11 protein-coding genes, 2 pseudogenes and 1 other annotated feature are annotated in these 18,705 nt (G+C 60.4%); of the genes and pseudogenes, 5 read left to right on the forward strand and 8 right to left on the reverse strand.

The window, feature by feature from the left end; genetic code table 11:
- Nucleotides 1-50 precede the first annotated feature (50 nt).
- The 4 genes from ACMYR2_RS18840 (at nt 51) to ACMYR2_RS18855 (ending at nt 7,976) form a co-directional block, all read left to right on the forward strand.
- Complete coding sequence (locus ACMYR2_RS18840; protein ID WP_347264930.1) at nt 51-1,064, forward strand: efflux RND transporter periplasmic adaptor subunit; 1,014 nt, start codon at nt 51-53, stop codon at nt 1,062-1,064.
- Nucleotides 1,061-4,318 carry an efflux RND transporter permease subunit gene (locus tag ACMYR2_RS18845; protein WP_416194194.1) on the forward strand — a complete coding sequence of 1,086 codons (3,258 nt, stop codon included), beginning with the start codon at nt 1,061-1,063 and terminating at the stop codon, nt 4,316-4,318. Before ACMYR2_RS18840 ends, ACMYR2_RS18845 begins: the two co-directional genes overlap by 4 nt.
- A gap of 413 nt (nt 4,319-4,731) precedes the next feature.
- On the forward strand, nt 4,732-5,286 hold the full coding sequence (locus ACMYR2_RS18850) for a cytochrome b (protein WP_416194195.1): 555 nt from the start codon (nt 4,732-4,734) through the stop codon (nt 5,284-5,286).
- 833 nt (nt 5,287-6,119) lie between these two features.
- On the forward strand, nt 6,120-7,976 hold the full coding sequence (locus tag ACMYR2_RS18855) for a heavy metal translocating P-type ATPase (RefSeq protein WP_347264757.1): 1,857 nt from the start codon (nt 6,120-6,122) through the stop codon (nt 7,974-7,976).
- A 375-nt stretch (nt 7,977-8,351) separates the two neighbouring features.
- Here the strand turns inward: ACMYR2_RS18855 and ACMYR2_RS18860 are convergent, their stop codons facing one another.
- The 5 genes and pseudogenes from ACMYR2_RS18860 to ACMYR2_RS18880 form a co-directional block, all read right to left on the reverse strand.
- A complete protein-coding gene (locus tag ACMYR2_RS18860) occupies nt 8,352-9,533 on the reverse strand; it encodes an acetate/propionate family kinase (RefSeq protein ID WP_347264761.1) in 1,182 nt (393 codons plus the stop codon).
- 35 nt (nt 9,534-9,568) lie between these two features.
- Entirely contained in the window at nt 9,569-11,992 is a 2,424-nt protein-coding gene (locus tag ACMYR2_RS18865) for a phosphoketolase family protein (protein WP_347264758.1), read from the reverse strand.
- Between the two features lie 255 nt (nt 11,993-12,247).
- On the reverse strand, nt 12,248-13,840 hold the full coding sequence (locus ACMYR2_RS18870; RefSeq protein ID WP_347264759.1) for an MBL fold metallo-hydrolase: 1,593 nt from the start codon (nt 13,838-13,840) through the stop codon (nt 12,248-12,250).
- Entirely contained in the window at nt 13,837-14,757 is a 921-nt protein-coding gene (locus ACMYR2_RS18875; RefSeq protein ID WP_347264760.1) for a ribose-phosphate pyrophosphokinase, read from the reverse strand. The genes ACMYR2_RS18870 and ACMYR2_RS18875 overlap by 4 nt, the downstream gene beginning before the upstream one ends.
- Nucleotides 14,754-15,494 (reverse strand): annotated as a pseudogene (locus ACMYR2_RS18880) (thymidine phosphorylase); the annotation flags it as partial. The pseudogene ACMYR2_RS18880 and the gene ACMYR2_RS18875, both read right to left, overlap by 4 nt.
- A 66-nt stretch (nt 15,495-15,560) precedes the next feature.
- Here ACMYR2_RS18880 and ACMYR2_RS18885 point away from each other — a divergent pair.
- Nucleotides 15,561-16,696, forward strand: a protein-coding gene (locus ACMYR2_RS18885) for an IS3 family transposase (RefSeq protein ID WP_416192834.1) whose coding sequence is annotated in 2 segments (ribosomal slippage) — nt 15,561-15,831 and nt 15,831-16,696 — 1,137 coding nt in all. Because the reading frame shifts where the segments join, the coding sequence is not laid out codon by codon here.
- An 18-nt stretch (nt 16,697-16,714) separates the two neighbouring features.
- Here ACMYR2_RS18885 and ACMYR2_RS18890 read toward each other — a convergent pair.
- From ACMYR2_RS18890 to ACMYR2_RS18900, 3 genes and pseudogenes are all read right to left on the reverse strand, one after another.
- Nucleotides 16,715-17,128 (reverse strand): response regulator transcription factor, encoded by a 414-nt coding sequence (locus ACMYR2_RS18890; RefSeq protein WP_416194196.1) that lies wholly within the window; start codon nt 17,126-17,128, stop codon nt 16,715-16,717.
- Between the two features lie 69 nt (nt 17,129-17,197).
- Nucleotides 17,198-17,404, reverse strand: a pseudogene (locus ACMYR2_RS18895) (LuxR C-terminal-related transcriptional regulator); the annotation flags it as partial.
- Nucleotides 17,405-17,445: 41 nt separating this feature from the next.
- Nucleotides 17,446-18,677, reverse strand: a protein-coding gene (locus ACMYR2_RS18900) for an IS3 family transposase (protein ID WP_086008680.1) whose coding sequence is annotated in 2 segments (ribosomal slippage) — nt 17,446-18,386 and nt 18,386-18,677 — 1,233 coding nt in all. Because the reading frame shifts where the segments join, the coding sequence is not laid out codon by codon here.
- Nucleotides 18,277-18,393 (reverse strand) — a sequence feature (AL1L pseudoknot). It overlaps the preceding gene by 117 nt.
- Nucleotides 18,678-18,705: the final 28 nt, after the last annotated feature.

The following is an 18,705-nucleotide window of genomic DNA, read 5'->3' on the forward strand; positions in this document are numbered from 1 at the left end:
TTCTTCATCCGATGGTCGGGCGAGAGATCGCCTGTGAAAGCTGCATGCCCATGTATCGAACGATCTCGCGCTTCGTGACAGCCATTCTCGCCGCGGCCGCGAGCATCGGCATTACGGCGGCCGACGCCGGCGAATTCGTCGTCAAGGCCACGACGATTCCCGAGATGAAGGCCGTCTTCGGCCAGGTCGAAAGCCGTATCGTCGTGCCGGCGCGCGCCCGCATCGGCGGCTCGGTTCGGGATCTCCGCATCAGCCAGGGCGACGAGGTCAAGGAAGGACAAGCAATAGCCGTCGTTGTCGATGACAAGCTTGCGCTTCAGCTCAACGCTGCCGACGCCAAGATCGAGGCGCTCAACTCGCAGCTCACGAATTCACGTGTCCAGCTTGAGCGGGCGCAGCAGCTCAGGGCGAGTGGGTCTGGCACACAGGTCAGCCTCGATCAGGCCAAGATGCAGTTCGAGGTCGCAACCAACCAGGTTGCGGCGGCCAAGGCGGAGAAAACCGTCATCGAGCAGAGCGCGCGCGAGGGCACCGTCTTCGCGCCAGCGACGGGCCGGGTGCTCACCGTCCCCGTCACGCTCGGTTCGGTCATCCTGCCCGGCGAGGACATCGCCCGCATCGCGCCGGGACCGTACTATCTGCGGCTGTCTTTGCCAGAGCGCCACGCCGGCGAAATCGTGCAGGGCTCCGACGTGCTGGTCGGCGCGCGCGGGCTGACGACCGCGCCGGGCCAGCTTCCGGCCGCGCATCGCGGCCGCATCGTCAAGGTCTATCCGGAGATCGTTGATGGGCGCGTGATTGCGGATGTCGAGGTCGAAGGGATCGGGGATTATTTCGTCAACGAGCGCACGCTGGTGTCGATCCCGGTCGGCAAGCGCACGGTGCTCGCCGTGCCACTCCAGGCGATCCGGACGATACATGGCGTGGACTATGTGCGCGTCGCCACGTCCGCGGGCGACGTGGATGTCGCCGTCATCCTCGGCGAGGCCGTCGAGGACGATGGCCAAAGGCGCACCGAAATCCTCACGGGCCTGCACGACGGCGATCGGATCGTGCTGCCATGAAGCTCGGACTCGCCGGCAATATCACCCGCGCCTTCATCGCCTCTCCATTGACGCCGTTGTTCCTGCTCGCGTCCCTTGCGCTCGGGCTTGTCGCGCTGATCTCGCTGCCGCGCGAGGAAGAGCCGCAGATCTCCGTGCCGATGGTGGACATCCATGTCACCGCCAACGGGCTGAAGGCGGAGGACGCCGTGAAGCTCGTCACCGAGCCGCTGGAGACCATCGTCAAGAGCATCGATGGCGTGGAGCACGTCTACTCGCAGACCCAGGACGATGGCACCGTGGTGACGGCGCGGTTCAAGGTCGGCACCAACTCGGACGCCGCTATTCTTCGCGTCCATGAGAAGGTCCGGGCCAACATGAACCGAATCCCGGTCGGGATTCCGGAGCCGCTCATTGTCGGCCGGGGTATCGACGACGTGGCGATCGTGGTTGTCACGCTGCGACCGACGGCGGAGGCTGCGTCCCGGTGGACGTCGAACGGGCTGACGCGGCTCGCCCGCGAGCTGCAGGTCGAGGTTTCCAAGCTGCCTGACATCGGCCTCACCTATATCGTCGGCGAGCAGCCGGAGCAGTTTCGCGTCGAACCCGACCCCGAAAAGCTGTCCCTCTACGGGATCACGCTTCAGCAGCTCGCCGCCAAGATCGAAGGCGCCAACCGGTCATTCCGCATCGGCACGGTGCGGGAGGATACACAGCAGCGCGCGATCGTCGCCGGCCAGACCCTGCAAGCGCTGCCCCAGATCGGCAACATCGTGCTCACGGCCCGCGACGGCCGTCCGGTCTATGTCCGCGACGTCGCCGACGTCGTGCTCGCGCCCTCGCCGGCCGAAAATCGCGTCACCGACATCCGCAAGACGGCAGATGCCGGCCTTGAACGCGCGCCCGCCGTTTCGCTCGCCATCGCCAAGCGTCCCGGCACCAATGCGGTGGTGATCGCCGAGGAGATCGTGCGGCGGCTGGAGCAGGCGCGCGGCCAGATCTTCCCGGCGGATGTCGAGATGACGGTCACGCGCAACTATGGCGAAACGGCGAACGAGAAGGCCAACGAACTTCTGTTCCATCTCGCCCTCGCCACAGTGTCGATCGTGGTGCTGGTCGCCGTCGCCATCGGCTGGCGCGAGGCGCTGGTGGTGGCGGTGGTCATCCCGACCACCATCCTGCTGACGCTGTTCGCCTCGTGGATCATGGGCTACACGCTCAACCGCGTCAGCCTGTTCGCGCTCATCTTCTCCATCGGCATTCTGGTGGACGACGCCATCGTGGTGATCGAGAACATCGCGCGCCACTGGGCGATGCGCGACGGCCGCTCGCGCGCGCAGGCCGCGATCGACGCGGTGGCCGAGGTCGGCAATCCGACCATCGTCGCGACGCTGACGGTGGTGGCGGCGCTGCTGCCGATGCTGTTCGTGTCCGGCATGATGGGTCCCTATATGAGCCCGATTCCGGCCAATGCCTCGGCGGCGATGCTGTTCTCCTTCTTCGTCGCCGTCATCCTGACGCCGTGGCTGATGATGAAGTTCGGTGGCACCCACGCCGGCGGCGGCCACGAGGATGCGAGCGGCGGTCGCCTCGGCCGCATTTACGTTGCGGTCGCAAGGCCCATCCTTGCTGCCCGCTGGCGGTCCTGGACTTTTCTCCTGGTAGTCGGCTTTGCCACGCTGGCCTCGCTGGAACTCATCTATACCAAGCATGTCACGGTGAAACTCCTGCCTTTCGACAACAAGGCCAATCTTCAGGTCGTGCTCGACCTGCCGAAGGGCTCGTCCGTCGAGGACACCAACCGGGCGCTGCAGGCGATGGTTGATCGTCTCGCATCCGTGCCGGAGATCGTGTCGTTCCAGACCTACGCCGGCACGGCCGCGCCGTTCGATTTCAACGGGCTGGTGCGGCACTATTATCTCCGCTCCAGTCCCGAGCAGGGCGATATTGCCGTGAACCTGCTCGCGAAAGGCGACCGCGCGCGCGCCAGCCACGCCATCGCGCTTGAGCTCCGGCAGCGCCTGAGCGGTCTCGACCTGCCGAAGGGTACTGTCGTGAAGGTGGTCGAGCCGCCTCCGGGTCCGCCGGTGCTCGGCACGCTGCTCGCGGAGATCTACGGCCCGGACCCCGAGACCCGGCGCGCGGTGGCCGACAGGATTCGCGCGGCGTTCAAGAGCGTTCCCTTCATCGTCGATGTCGACGACAGCTATCACAACCAGGCTGAGCGCGTGCGTGTCGCGATCAATCAGGACAATCTCGAATATTACAAGGTCGAGCAGGCCGACGTATACGATACGCTTCGCAGCCTTTATGGCGGCACCACGGTGGGCTATTCCCAGCGGGGCGGAGGACGCTACCCGATCGCCATTCGCCTTGCGCTGCCCAAGGCGAAAGCGGTGATGGACGCGCGCGCGCTGACGACGCCGGTGCCTGCCAACGCGCTGCCCGGCGGCCGTGGGGTGGTCGAACTCGGTGATGTTGTCAGTGTCACCCACGAGTCGGCATCCTATCCAATCTTCCGGCACAATGGCCGCCCCGCCGAAATGGTGCTGGCGGAACTTGCCGGCGCCTATGAAGCACCGATCTACGGTATGCTCGCGGTGCGCGACGCGATCGACCGGATCGACTGGGGCAACCTGCCGAAACCCGCGATCGCGCTGCACGGCCCACCGGGCGACGAAACTCGTCCGACCCTGCTCTGGGACGGCGAATGGGAAGTGACCTGGGTGACCTTCCGCGACATGGGAGCGGCCTTCATGGTGGCGATCCTGGGGATCTATATCCTCGTCGTCGCGCAGTTCGGCTCCTTCAAGCTGCCGCTCGTCATCCTCACGCCGATCCCTCTCACCTTCATTGGTATCATGCTTGGTCACTGGCTGTTCAGTGCGCCCTTCACGGCGACCTCCATGATCGGCTTCATCGCGCTCGCCGGCATTATTGTGCGCAACTCGATCCTGCTGGTGGATTTCATCCGCCATGCGCAGCGTCCCGAGCGGCCGCTGATCGACGTGCTGCTGGAGGCGGGCGCAATCCGCTTCAAGCCGATCATATTGACCGCAATTGCCGCCATGATCGGCGCTGCCGTGATCCTCGCCGATCCGATCTTTCAGGGGCTCGCGATTTCACTCCTGTTTGGTCTCGCATCATCGACGGCGCTGACCGTGCTCGTCATCCCGGCAATTTATGTCGTGCTGAGAGGAGACCGGCAGCCCAATCAGGGCCGGCAGGCGCCGCCGCCCCCGGAGCCGACCCATGCCGGCTCTGCATCAACCTGAAACACAGGAAGCCATGAGGGCTCCACTTGAGAAATCGAAGCGGTTGGTCTCAATGTTTTCGTGATGGGGCCCATACTCGCGGCGATGTTCATTGCAGTTTGGGACATATTTTCTACTTCGCGACAAAGCGCCGCCTTCGGGGTCTGAATCCATCAAAGTGGTCTCTTTTGATCAGAGTCCGATCTTAAACACGCATCAAGCTGTCGCGCTCCGGGATTTAACCTGGTGCAACTACGAATGCGCTAGGTGCTGTTTCGCCGAAAGCCGCTTGTCGCGCGTTATGTCAACGCACCTAGGAAGATAAGCAATCACTTGCGCCTGTTCAGACAGGTTCGGGCGCTCCTTCTGCATTTGATCGATATCAACAACTGCCGGTGACGCGCGATGTAACCTTTCAAGTGAAGAGGCCCAGTATGCTGATCTATAATTCATCGAAGGGATACGGTGCGATACCGCAGGCGATCCACTGGCTGACCGTCATTCTAGTCGCTGTTGCCTGGAGTCTCGGTCTTTTCGGCGATGATTTACCCAAAGGAACGCTGCGTGATGCAGGGCTATTTGTTCATATATCCGCGGGACTCGCTGTTATAATTCTGCTTATCATTCGGTTGGCGTGGAACTTCTTCAACCCACCGCCATTCGCGGGGTCTACAACGCTCGGCATCTGGTTAGTTCGCTTGGGACAGGCCGCTCACTACTTGCTCTATGCCCTGCTGTTTGCGGTTCCTGTCGCCGGGATTGTGCTGCAATTCGCGCGCGGCGAATCTATTCCAATATTTGGATTGTCCGAAATTGCATCGCCTTGGGTTAAGGATCGGGCGTTCTCCGGGAATGTTGAAGAGGTGCATGAAGTCCTTGCTCATACGCTGATGATTGTCGCAGGCTTCCATGCCGCTGCTGCTTTGATCCATCATTGGATACTTCGTGATCAAACGCTCGCAAGAATGCTTCCTCGTTTCGGCGAATAGGTAACGTTCGATCCTAATGTATGCTAGGGCAAATGAGTGTGACGTTCCTAAGACGCGAACGGTTTGGGCAAGTAAATGAAACACATGTGAACTCTCTTCCTGGTAATATTTGTTGGGTTGGTTGCTGGCAATTGCCGCTTCAGCGCAAAAGTCTGAGCTCGGGACCAGAAGGTTTGCTGAGCAATCCTCAGTCGTCGAGAAGACTTCCAGTGTATCCAGGGTTAAAGTCTGGACGCGCGCACGCCACGCTGGGAGGCCCGCCAGGAAGGATTGACACGCGACAAGGTATTCGCCTGCAGCAGCAAGTGTCGAGAGCAAACAAGTGGTCGGAAATATTCTCTCCATGATCAGCGAGAGTTTCCTTTTCAAGGCACGCACGACGCGAATGCAACGCAGGTTGGTGACCTATCGGCAATAGCGAGGGCGTCAACCTTGACTAAAGACCGTTGGACAGCAGGACCGGTGCGGTGGGCTCACGATCACGGAAAGTTCTATGAGTACCGCGACAAACTATTTGAAGAGCCGCGCATTCGGCGGTTCTCCGCGCATGATGGAAGAGACCGCCGTTTCCGATGCATGGATGACCTGTCATAGCATAACTGGTTACGCTGACTCTCGTTTAGCGGCGTTTCCTAACGCGCTGGAGCGCAAAGAGATGGACCCCGCGCTTGTTGTCGAGCGTTTCGACAGGGTGACGTCTAGGGTTAACGCGGGTTCGAATGGTCATGGAGATTGGCACCGAGCGGCCAGCGAGGCTCAAGCAACGGCTGGGACTGCAGGCACGACAGGAAGGGTTCGAGATCCCACCAGTGCTGCGATCAAGGTCATTGACCATGCTTTCTAATTTTATCGTTCGGTCAGTTCTTGTTGCATTACCGGCTTTCGGCCTCCTATCAGGTTTTGCTGTGCCTTTGTTTGGTTTGCCAGCATTGCAAGAATGGGTATGGGCTGCCTTCACTGTGCCGGTTCTGGTGGCTCTGCTCTATGAGATTGCAGCAAGTCTGAGACGCGCGGAGGTCGGTCTCGATATCGTCGCAGCGCTGTCGATGACGGCAGCGCTGGCGGTTGGCGAGAACCTTGCAGCTGTCGTTGTCGCGTTGATGTATTCGGGGGGCCAGTATCTCGAAGCCTTCGCCGAGGGTCATGCGCGCCGCGAGATGACTGCAATCCTCGCGCGGGTACCTCGTACGGCTGTCAGGCATTGCAATAGCGTGCTTGAAGAAGTCGGTCTTGAGGATATCGTGCCGGGTGATCGGCTACTCATTCGACAAGGGGATGTCGTCCCGGTCGATGGAACGGTCGCCAGCGGCGTCGCAATTCTAGATCAATCGGCGCTGACAGGTGAACCGATCCCGGTTCATCAGCGGGCCGGCGATGAGGTGATGAGCGGATCGACCAATGCCGGCGAAGCTTTCGACCTGGTGGCGTCACATTACGCCGCTGAAAGCACCTATGCCGGCATTGTCAGGCTGGTCGAGGAGGCGCAGCGCTCTAAGGCGCCGATGTCACGGCTTGCCGACCGGTTTGCCATACTGTTTCTTGGCGTGACCGTGCTGATTGCAGGCTTAGCCTGGTACTTCACCGATGATCCCATTCGTGCCGTCGCCGTTCTAGTGGTTGCAACGCCGTGCCCGCTTATTCTGGCCGTGCCGATCGCCATTGTATCCGGCCTTTCACGCGCAGCACGATTTGGCATCCTGATCAAGGGCGGGAAGGCCATTGAGGCGCTGGCGCACGTGTACTCGCTCGTCATTGACAAGACGGGAACGCTGACTGACGGCAGGGCCCAGGTCGTATCGGTCAACGTTCGCGATCATCTCGCTCCCGACGACATCTTGCGCATTGCAGCCTCGCTCGATCAGGCGTCGAAGCACATTATCGCCCAAACCCTTGTGATCGAGGCGCGCGAGCGCAAGCTGCACCTCTCGACCCCGTCCAATGTAATCGAGACGGCGGGCGAGGGCATCGAGGGCAGCATTGACGGGCTAAATGTGGTGGTCGGCGGCATCCGCTTCGTCCGATCCAAATTAACGAAGACGGCAACAAAGTCGTTTGAGCCAACGCAAAAGGCCGGCGCCGTCATTGTCGCCGTTGCGATTGGTGGCGAAATGGCCGGCGAGGTCGTGCTCGCCGATGAATTGCGTGTGGGCACGCAGGCCCTTCTGCAAGCGCTCAGAAAATTGGGAATACAGCGAATTGTTCTCGCGACCGGAGATCGCCGCGAGGTCGCGGAAGCTGTAGCGGACGGACTCGGGGTCGATGGCGTTAGGTCGGAGTTGACGCCGGATCAGAAAGTGTTGGTTGTACTTACGGAGCGGAAGAACGGTCCGGTCATGATGGTAGGCGACGGTGTGAATGACGCCCCGGCGCTGGCGGCGGCTGATATTGGGGTAGCGATGGGCGCACGGGGCACAGCGGCGTCGGCTGAGGCAGCAGATGTAGTCTTTCTGGTTGACCATCTTGATCGTATCGTACCTGCGATTCAGATCGCGCGACGCTCGCGCCTGATCGCGCTCGAAAGCGTCGCTGCGGGGATTGGACTATCGCTGCTCGGTATGATCGCCGCAGCGTTTGGTTATATCACACCCGTTCAAGGTGCTTTGCTTCAGGAGGTGATCGACGTCGCGGTCATACTCAACGCGCTGCGGGCGCTCGGTGGAAATGAGATCCAATATACGCTTGCGAAGTAAGGCGGCTCAGGACTGACCGTGAGCCCTCGGCCAACTACCGCTTCTGGGCGCGAACCGGTCCTCGTCAGAGCTACCCCTCCGCTGAGGACCATGGTCACGCTTGCAGGTCTGTTTGAAAAACCAGCCCAACCCCATCTACCCCATCTCTGATCAGTACTCGGTCCTTTATGTCAAAATAGTAAGTTGGCAGCGGTGACTTTGGAGATCGGAAGGAAGGCTGGCGGATGCATACTCCCGACCCGGAAAGTTCGAGGGCATCCGTAAATCGAGCGTCCAGCGAAGTTAGGCCCCAAATCCATCAGCCGCATACCTTATCTTATGCCGGACATCAGCGCGGCAGTTCCATCCGTCAGGATCGCCTGACGGGAGGGGCATTCAGGGTCGCGCTTGCAACATTTCCGAGCAATGGCGGGCAATCATTGTCTCTTCGCTGGTCGGTATGACGCGTATTTCCACCAGCCTGTTCTCTGTGCTGATCTGCTCGCTGCTTTGATCAGGCGTAGAACCGTCGATCCGTACTCCGAGCCATCGCAGCCGCTCGCATATTTTCTGCCTTACCTCTGCGCTGTGTTCGCCGATGCCGCCGGTGAAAACCAGGCATTCCAGACCGCCTAGCGTATTTGTCATCGCGGCGACTTCCCTGGCGACGCGAAACGTGAACAGCTCGATCGCCTCGGCAGCTCGCGGATCGTCGCTGGCGAGCAAGACGCGCATATCGGCGGAAAGACCAGAGACGCCAAGCAATCCGGATTCCTGATAAAGTACGCACTCGAGTTCATTGAGCGACATACCGTGCTGCTGAAGGTACAGCAGTACGCCAGGATCGATGGCGCCGCTGCGCGTGCCCATCATCAATCCATCCAGCGGGGTGAGGCCCATGGTGGTATCGATGCTTCGGCCATTGCGCATAGCGCAAAGGCTGGCTCCGTTGCCGAGATGCGCCGCTACGGTGCGCATGCCGGCCAGGTTCGGCGAGGTCTCGGCCAAGCGGTTAGCGATGAATTCAAAGGAAAGTCCGTGAAAGCCGTAGCGCCGAATGCCCATCTCTTCGAACCGCCGCGGGATAGCAAAGCGGCTTACGGGTGGCGCAAGGCCATGATGGAAGGCGGTGTCGAAGCAGGCAATCTGCGTGAGACCGGGCCGCAGCGACTTGATGGTCCGTATCGGGAACAAACAGCGCGGCTGGTGCAAAGGTGCAAGTGGCGTCAGGGCAGCCATCTCCTCAATGGCCTTGTCGGTGACTTCGGCTGGACCGTCAAAATAGCGTCCGCCGTGCACGACGCGATGCCCAATGGCGGCTAACGTGCCGCCGGCGAGATAGTCATTGCTCCAATTCAGGATATCGGTGAGCAAGGCCCCGCCGCTATTGTCGGCTGGTAGGAGGCGCTTCTCGAACAAATGATTACCAGCGGCGTCAGTTACGGTGAAGGCTGGCTTGGCCTCGTGTTCGTCGAGCAGGCCTTTGCAAAGCAAGCGCGGCAAAGTCCCCGAAATATCGAACAATCCGAATTTGATGCTGGAGGAGCCGGCATTCAGGACCAGGACGGCATCGGACATCATCGATATTCCTGACATGGCAGGCGAGGCAATCGTCAATCCCCGGCTGGGGCTGAACTTTGCCGAGCCGCGCTGCTTGGCCAGACCCAGTCACGAATTTGCGGCATGTCTTCGCCGTGTTCGCGGACGTAGTGTGAATGTTGGATCAATGCATCGCGAAACTGCTGCTTGATATGGGCCGCGGCGCTGCCGAGGCCGGGAACGCGCTCGATTACCTCGATCGCCAGATGAAACCGATCCAGCTCGTTCATCACCACCATGTCGAACGGTGTCGTCGTGGTACCTTCTTCCTCAAAGCCGCGGACGTGCATTCCCGCATGATTGGTCCGGTTATAGGTCAGGCGATGGATCAGGTAGGGATAGCCGTGATAGGCAAAAATCACCGGCCGGTTACGCGTGAAGATACCGTCGAAATCGCGTTCGCTAAGGCCGTGTGGATGCTGCTCCTTCGGCTGCAGCGTCATGAGATCGACGACGTTGACGACGCGAATTTTTAGCTCGGGCAGGGATTTTCGAAGCAGGTCTACCGCAGCCAAGGTTTCGAGCGTCGGAACGTCGCCGGCACAGGCCATCACGACATCCGGCTCGGTGCCTTCGGTTTCGCTACCGGCCCAGCTCCAGATTCCGATGCCGGCGTCGCAATGCATCGCCGCCTGTTGCATGGTCAGCCATTGCGGCGAAGTCTGTTTGCCGGCGACGATCACGTTAATCCTGTCATAGGTTCGCAAGCAATGATCGGTGATCCAGAGCAGTGTGTTGGCATCAGGCGGAAAGTAAATGCGCACGATATCGGCCTTCTTGTTGGCGACGAGGTCGACGAAGCCGGGATCCTGGTGGCTGAAGCCATTGTGATCTTGCTGCCAGACGTGTGACGTCAGGAGATAGTTGAGCGAGGCGATAGGGCGTCGCCAGGGCAAGCCGCGCGAAACCTTCAGCCACTTGGCGTGCTGGTTGAACATGGAATCCACGATATGGATGAAGGCCTCGTAGCAGGAGAAGAGGCCGTGTCGGCCGGTGAGCAGATACCCCTCCAGCCAGCCCTGGCAGAGATGCTCGCTCAAGACCTCCATTACCCGGCCATCCTGAGCCAGGTGTACATCGTAAGGCTCGGTGCTCTCCATCCAGACACGTTCGGTCACCTCGAACACCGCATCGAGGCGGTTTGAGGCGGTTTCATCCGGTCCCATGATACGAAAGTTTCGCGCCTCAGCGTTAAGCCGTACCACATCGCGAAGAAGTTGCCCCATCAAGCGCGTCGCCTCGGCCTTGACGCCGCCAGGCTGGGGCACACCAACGGCATAATTGCGAAAGTTCGGTAGCTTAAGGCCGCGTTTCAACAATCCGCCATTGGCGTGCGGATTGGCACCCATTCGACGTTCGCCGGTTGGAGCGAGTGCTTGCAATTCAGGAATAAGGCGGCCGGTGTTATCGAATAGCGTCTCAGGCTGGTAACTGCGCATCCATTGATCGAGCAGCTCCAGATGCTTTGGATTTCCACGGGGGTTGGCGATCGGAACCTGATGTGCGCGCCAGAAGCCTTCAACCTTCAGGCCATCGACTTCCTTCGGCCCGGTCCAGCCCTTAGGGCTGCGGAGCACGATCAGCGGCCATTTCGGGCAGTCGTTCGTCTTGCGTCCATCGCGCGCGTTTCTCTGGATCGCACGAATGCTCTCGATGGCCTGCTTCAATACGTCGGCCATCTGCCGATGCATCAGCCAGGGCTCGTCACCTTCAACGAAAAAGGGCTCGTGACCATAGCCGGTAAAGAGATGACGGATTTCCTCGTCGTTCATCCGGCCGAGCACAGTTGGGTTGGCAATCTTGTAGCCGTTGAGGTGAAGGATCGGGAGAACCGCGCCGTCGTGCACCGGACTAAGAAATTTATTGGAATGCCATGAAGCGGCCAAGGGTCCAGTCTCGGCTTCGCCATCGCCTATCACGCAGGCAACGATCAGGTCAGGATTGTCGAAAGCCGCGCCATAGGCGTGCACCAGCGCATAACCGAGTTCGCCGCCCTCGTGGATCGAACCCGGCGTTTCCGGAGCGGCGTGACTTGGAATACCGCCGGGGAAGGAAAATTGACGGAACAGGCGACGCAGCCCGTCGCTATCCCGACCGATATCGGGATAGATCTCGCTGTAGGAGCCTTCCAGATAGGTGTTCGCTACCACGCCGGGGCCGCCATGACCGGGTCCGCAAACGTAAATGACGTTGAGATCCGAGGCACGGATAGCACGATTGAGGTGGGCGTAGATAAAGTTTAGCCCGGGCGTCGTGCCCCAATGTCCCAGCAGCCGCGGTTTGATGTGCTCTGGCCGCAGCGGTTCCTGCAGCAGCGGATTATCGAGCAGATAAATCTGGCCGACCGACAGATAGTTGGCGGCGCACCAGTAGCGGTCCACTAAGTTCAGGTCGTCTGTATCCGCCAGTTCTTCATCATTCGCTCTTATCGTTCCCATCTTGATTTCTCCGGGTCGCCCTGCATATCAATAAGATTGAACGCCGATCGATCCGTCCCCGCCAGGCAAAGGGTCCGCATTGGGGGTCAGTGCGGGAGCAGGATACATACTGATCAACCGTTCCCACATTTACCGGCATGGTACTCTCCCTCAGATGAATCTCGGTGAACGAACCTTGTTAAGGGTCGCACGCGATGCCGGATCGGGCTTTGATCTGTCTCAACAGTGAATTTGCGGTCGTGATATCGGGTGTTCTCATCCATCCAGCGCACGCCGCAGTCTTCGAATGAGGACACCGCGCGCGCGATCGTCTGCGGCGGCCTCAATGCGATCGTTGATGTCAAGGACGAGTTTTGACATGTCATTATGCCAGTCGAGCCTAACCACGGCCTCAGGCGCCAGCCGTCGGCGGTGGGAGGCGTCCAGCGGCGTCGGTACCGCCGCTGACAACTCATAGATGTCGTCCAGAAGCGGCTGAAAAACCCGCGCCGCAGGTATGATCCGTTCGGAAATGCGTTCCGCGAGGCCAGCGATGGCCGGCTCCTCGCCATGGACCAGGAACAGGCCGCGCAGAATCGGACGGCGCGCGGCGATCCACCGCGCCAGCTCCGATCCGTCGGCGTGTCCGGAATAGTCGTCGATACTGCGGATCCGCGCCGCGACCTTGATCTCGTTGCCCTGGATACGAACGGCCTTGGCGCCGTCGATGAGAAACCGACCGAGCGTTCCCTGGGGCTGAAAGCCGACCAGCAACACGGTGGCCCTCGCGTTCCACAGCCAGTTCTTCAAATGGTGCCGGATGCGCCCAGCATCGCACATGCCGCTGGCGGCGATCACGATATGAAAGCCGGTCAGCTTGGCGATCGCCTTACTCTCATCGACCGTTTCGGTGAATCGGAGTTGCGGCGAGTTCAGCAGCCGACGTACATCGACCCCAGGATCGAGGCTTGAGGCGTGTTTGCGAAACACTTCAGTGGCGCGGATCGCAAGCGGGGAATCGAGAAAAATTGGCGCCGCCGGAATCTCGCCGCGCTCTATCAGATCGACCAGATCGACGATCAGCTCTTGGGTGCGTTCCACCGCGAAGGCTGGAATCAGTAGCGCGCCCTCGCGGGTCGCGGCGTCGCGGACCTCGGCTGACAAACGCGCGCGGCGAGCATTGGGCGTGATTGGCACCCGCTTCCGGTCTCCATAGGTCGATTCCGAGATGACGTAGTCGAAGCCCGCCGGAGCCTCGGGATCTGGCTGCAGCAGCTTTGCGTCGGGGCCAACGTCGCCGGAACAGAGAATGCGGAGCGGCTTTTGCGAAACATCCTCATTGTCGAATTCGATCTCAACCGAGGCGGAACCAAGCAAATGTCCGGCGTTCCAGTAGCGCGCGCGAACGCCCGGAATCACATCGACCCATTTTTCATAGTCGACCGGTATGAACGACTGCAGCGTGGCAATTGCATCGGCCTGCGTATAGATCGGGCTGACCTCGGGCCGCCTGCGCGCCGCATTGCGCCGGTTCAAGGTGGCGACCTCAGACTCCTGGATACTGCCGGCATCCGGCAGCATGTAGGAACAGAGATCGATGGTGCCGCGCGTCGCAAGGATGTGACCGGGAAAACCATTGCGCACCAGCTTCGGCAGCAGGCCGCTGTGGTCGATATGGGCATGGGTCAGGAGGACGGCGTCGATGTCGGCGGCACGAAAAGGAAACGCCCGGTAGTTCAGTTCTTTCAGCGTCTTCTGTCCCTGAAACAGGCCGCAGTCGACCAGGAAGCGTCCGGATCGGGTTTCAAAGAGATAGCTTGAGCCTGTTACGGTCCGGGCCGCGCCGCAAAATTGGATCGTTACGCTCATCGGTATGTCTCCGGAATATCCGCAACCTTTATCTCGCTCTGCAATGCGCTAACGAATAGATTATCGAGCGGGATAGCGTTGGTGGAATGCGGAACGCTATGTGTCGAGCGGATCGAGCGAATGCCTGACAAGGCCATCTTGCGACAGAGTTTTTCCCCGAACAGCGCGTGGGTAACGACGACGTCGATCTTTGTCGCACCGGCAGAAGTGAGCGCCTTGGCGCAGGCCATCACGGTGCCGCCTGAGGAGACGATATCGTCCACGATCAAGGCGGGATGACCAGCAATGCGTGACGTGTCCTTGAATCCGATTTCGACGGAGCGGTCGCCGCGCCGGGTTTTCTGGGCAACGGTATGAGAGATCCCGAGCCGTCCGGCGAGGTCGCTAACCCAAGGCTGTGATTCTGCATCCGGTCCCACCACCACGGTCGCAGGATCAAGACCCGTTTTGTGCAGCGCAACTGATATTGCCGGCATGGCCGACAGATTGTCGGACGCGATCCCGGGAAATACGGTTCCGATATAGGGTGTACGATGAAGGTGCGCGTCGACAGTGACAACGCGATCCACGCATCCGGCAATCAGTGCGCCGATCACCCTCTGGCTGATCGCCTCGCCTTCGTGGAACGCGGTGTCCTGGCGCATGTAGCAGAGATAGGGCGCGAGCAGGACGAGGCGTTTTGCGCCTCCGCGCCGCAGCGACTCGGCAGCGAACGTCAGCGCGATCAGTTTATCGTTCGGCCGGTCGAGCGACGCGTAGATAATGGTCACGGGCGCCGCCGGTCCGGCCATTACCCGTATTTCTCCGTCGGGAAACCGATGGATCGCAATCTCGTGAAAGGGAATGCCGAGCCGCGTTGCGAGCCGGGCGGCGTCGCGCGATGACGACGGCAGGCTCTGAATGATGGTTGCGTTCATGGCGTAGTCTCGCCAGCTGCCTGATCCCGAATATCGATGGTGTAACCGCAGTTCGCCTTTGCAGCGTTGGCGGCCAGATCGAGTTCGGACTGATCGTAGGCATGGATTCGATAGAGTGGCTGGCCTTTCTCGACGTGATCGCCGATCTTGCCGAAGAGTTTGATGCCGGCGCCCTTGTCGATCGGCGCGCCTGCGGTCCGCCCCAGGCGGTTCAGTTGCAGGCAGTCGATTTCGGAAATTGTGCCGTCGCTGGCGGCTGCGACATCGAGGGTCAGCTTGCCGATGTCGTTGCGGCAAGCCGGGGGGCCTTGGGCATCAATGATAGCCTGCATCTTCTTCAGCGCCGCTCCGCTGTCGAGCAGTTCGCGGGCGCGCGCATAGCCGTTGCCGCCACGCAACTGCGGGTCATATTCCAGAAGATGCGCGGCAAGCCGCAGCGACTTTTCACGCAGGTCAGTGGGGGCGTTCGCATCGTTGGTCAGAACAGCTATGACGTCCTCGGCCTCCAGAACCGGACCGATGCCGCTGCCGATCGGCTGGCAGCCGTCGGTCGTGATTACCTCGACGGCAATGCCGAAATGGTCGCCGACGAATTCAAACAGCTTGCGCAGCCGCATCGCGTCGGTGGCGTTGGTCAATTTCGCCGTCGGGCCGACGGGCAGGTCGATAAGGAGATGCGTAGAACCGGCCGCGAGCTTCTTCGACATGATCGAGGCAACCATCTGCTCGCGGGTATCTGAGGTGGTGCCGGTTTCTGAGACAGGGGCATAAGGTGGATCGCCCGATGAAAAGGACGATCCGGTATGAAGACACGCAGACGATTTACGGCTGAGTTCAAGGCCAAGGTTGCGCTTGAGGCGATCCGTGGCGAGCGGACGATTTCGGAACTGGCGACAAAGCACCAGCTTCATCCGAACCAGATTACGCAGTGGAAACGGCAGGCCATCGAGAACCTGGCCAAGACGTTCGACGACAAGGCTGCTGATGCGCAGGTCGGCCGGGAAGCCGAGGTGACCAAGCTGCACGCCAAGATTGGCCAGCTTGTCGTTGAGCGGGATTTTTTGGCCAAGGCCTTCGATCGCTGAGCCTGGATCGGAGGAGAATGATGATTGACCCCGATCACAACCGGCTCTCGATCCGCCGCCAGTGCGAACTGGTCTCGATCTCGCGGGCGTCGTTCTACCGACAGCCCGCCGGCGAGACGCCCGAGAACCTCGAACTGATGCGCACCATCGACGAGGCCTTCATGGAGACGCCCTGGTATGGCTCCCGGCAGATGGCCCGGCATCTGCGGCGTCAGGGCTGGTGCGTGGGTCGCAAGCGGGTCCGGCGGCTGATGCGCAAGATCGGTCTGTCGCCGATCTACCAGGCGCCGAGAACCAGCGAGCCGCATCCGCAGCATCGCATCTATCCCTACCTGCTGCGGCACCTGGCGATCGAGCGGCCGGATCACGTTTGGTGTGCCGATGTGACCTATATCCCGATGCGGCGCGGCTTCCTTTACCTCGTGGCCATCATGGACTGGTTCAGCCGCAAGGTCCTGGCCTGGCGGTTGTCGAACACGATGGATGCCGACTTCTGTGTTGCCGCTCTCGAAGAGGCGATCGCCTGCCATGGCAGGCCCGACATCTTCAACACCGACCAAGGCTCGCAGTTCACTAGCTTCGCCTTCACGACGACGCTGAAGGATGCCGGCATCCGCATCTCCATGGACGGGCGCGGCCGCTGGATGGACAACGTCTTCATCGAACGACTGTGGCGCAGCCTCAAATATGAGTGCGTCTTCCTCAGCACATTCGAAACGGGAAGCCAAGCCCGCTGCGGCATCGGCTCCTGGATAGACTATTACAACCGGCGACGCCCGCACTCGACCTTCGCCGGCAGGACGCCCGACGAAGTCCATGCTATGGCGGAAATGACGGAGCAATTGGCGGCGTAGAAACGAACCCGATCCACCTTAGCCAGGCCGCCAAACTGTCTCACCAAGCGGGTCCACCTCAATGGCCTCCCGAACGCGCGTCACGAGGATGTCCTCCAGATGAGGCTTAAATAAAATATAATCTATGCCGGCGGCCGCGGCCTTCTCCGCCATATGCTGGTTGGGATAGCCGGTAATGAGAATAATCGGCGCCACGACATTGCGTTGACGGAGGCGAACCGCCACATCCAGTCCATCCATATAGGGCAATTTGTAATCGATCACCAGGCAATCGACATCGTCCGGGTCAATGGAAGTCAACAGCGTCACGGCGGCGCTAAACGTGCGAACCTTGAACCCGTGGGTTTCGAGTAGAAATCGCAACGACTGAAGCACAGCAGGATCGTCATCAAGAACGCAGATTTTGTGCTTTGCGATTGTGAGCTTTGTCATCTGATGTCGCGAATCCCGATAGCTAAATTGTAACAATACGACTGTGGGAATGCGACGGTTTGATTTAGCTCAATCGTTCAAAATGCCGGCGCGCAGCGCAAGTCGGATTAGCTCGGACAGGCTGTGTGCCTGCATTTTGGTCATGACATTTGCCCGGTAAACCTCGATCGTCCTGGGACTGATATTGTGTTCGCGGGCGATCAGCTTATTGGACAGCCCTGCGACGAGGCCGTCCATGACCTGACGTTCGCGCTGACTGAGACTCGCTATCCTCGATGTGAACCGCCCCGGGTTTGCCGGAGGCCGTTTGGTTTAAGTTATGCCGCCATGGCCGATTGTTCCAGCATGGCGTAGTAGCGTTGCTCGGCTTCGGCGGGCGGGATGTTTCCGATGGGCTCCAAGAGCCGTCGGTTGTTGAACCAATCGACCCATTCCAGCGTTGCGAACTCGACGGCCTCGAAGCTACGCCACGGTCCGCGTCGGTGGATCACCTCAGCTTTGTAGAGGCCGTTGATGGTTTCGGCGAGAGCATTATCGTAGGAATCGCCGACACTGCCGACAGACGGCTCGATGCCAGCTTCAGCCAGGCGCTCGGTGTACTTGATGGATACGTACTGACTTCCTCTGTCGCTGTGGTGTACGAGCCCGCCGCGATGGACCGGCCGTCGATCGTGCAGGGCTTGCTCCAGCGCATCGAGCACGAAGCCGGCGTGCGCCGAACGTGATGCCCGCCAGCCGACGATCCTGCGGGCATAGGCGTCGATGACGAAGGCGACATAGATGAAGCCGGTCCAGGTGGCAACATAGGTGAAGTCGGAGAGCCAAAGCGCATTCGGCCTCGACGCCTTGAACTGGCGGTTGACGTGATCCAGCGGGCATGGCGCCGCCTTGTCGCCGATCGTGGTCCTGACCGACTTGCCGCGGATAACACCGTGCAAGCCCATGGTCCGCATCAATCGTGACACCGTACAACGGGCGATATCGAAGCCTTCGCGCTTGAGTTGCCGCCAGATCTTGCGCACGCCATAGACGCGGAAGTTCTCATCGAAGACGCGCCGGACCTCGATCTTCAGGATGACATCCTGCCTGGCGCGCGCCGACAGCTTGGCGGGATCACGCCGTTTGGCGACATGGGCATGATAGGTCGAGGGGGCGATCGACAGAACCTTGCAGATCGGCTCGACCCCATGCGCCGCGCGATGATCGTCGATGAAGGCGATCATGGCTTGGACCGGCGGTCGAGCTCCGCCGTCGCAAAATAAGCGCTTGCCTTGCGCAGAATCTCATTGGCTTGCCGAAGCTCGCGGTTCTCACGCTCAAGCGCCTTCAGCTTCTCCGCCACGTCCGTTGGGACGCCTGCTCGCTTGCCGCTGTCGATCTCCGCCTTCTTCACCCATTCCAGCAGGGTATGGCCGGAACAGCCAATCTTGGGGGCTATCGCCTCAATCGCAGCCCAGCGGGACGGATACTCGCTGCCGTGATCCAAAACCATTCGAACCGCTCGGGCCCGAACCTCCGGTGAAAACTTGTTCGTCGTCTTGCTTGTCATGGCTCCATCCTCTCAGGAGTTGGAGCCT

The sequence above is a fragment of the Nitrobacter sp. TKz-YC01 genome, from assembly GCF_047824785.1.
GTDB lineage: Bacteria > Pseudomonadota > Alphaproteobacteria > Rhizobiales > Xanthobacteraceae > Nitrobacter.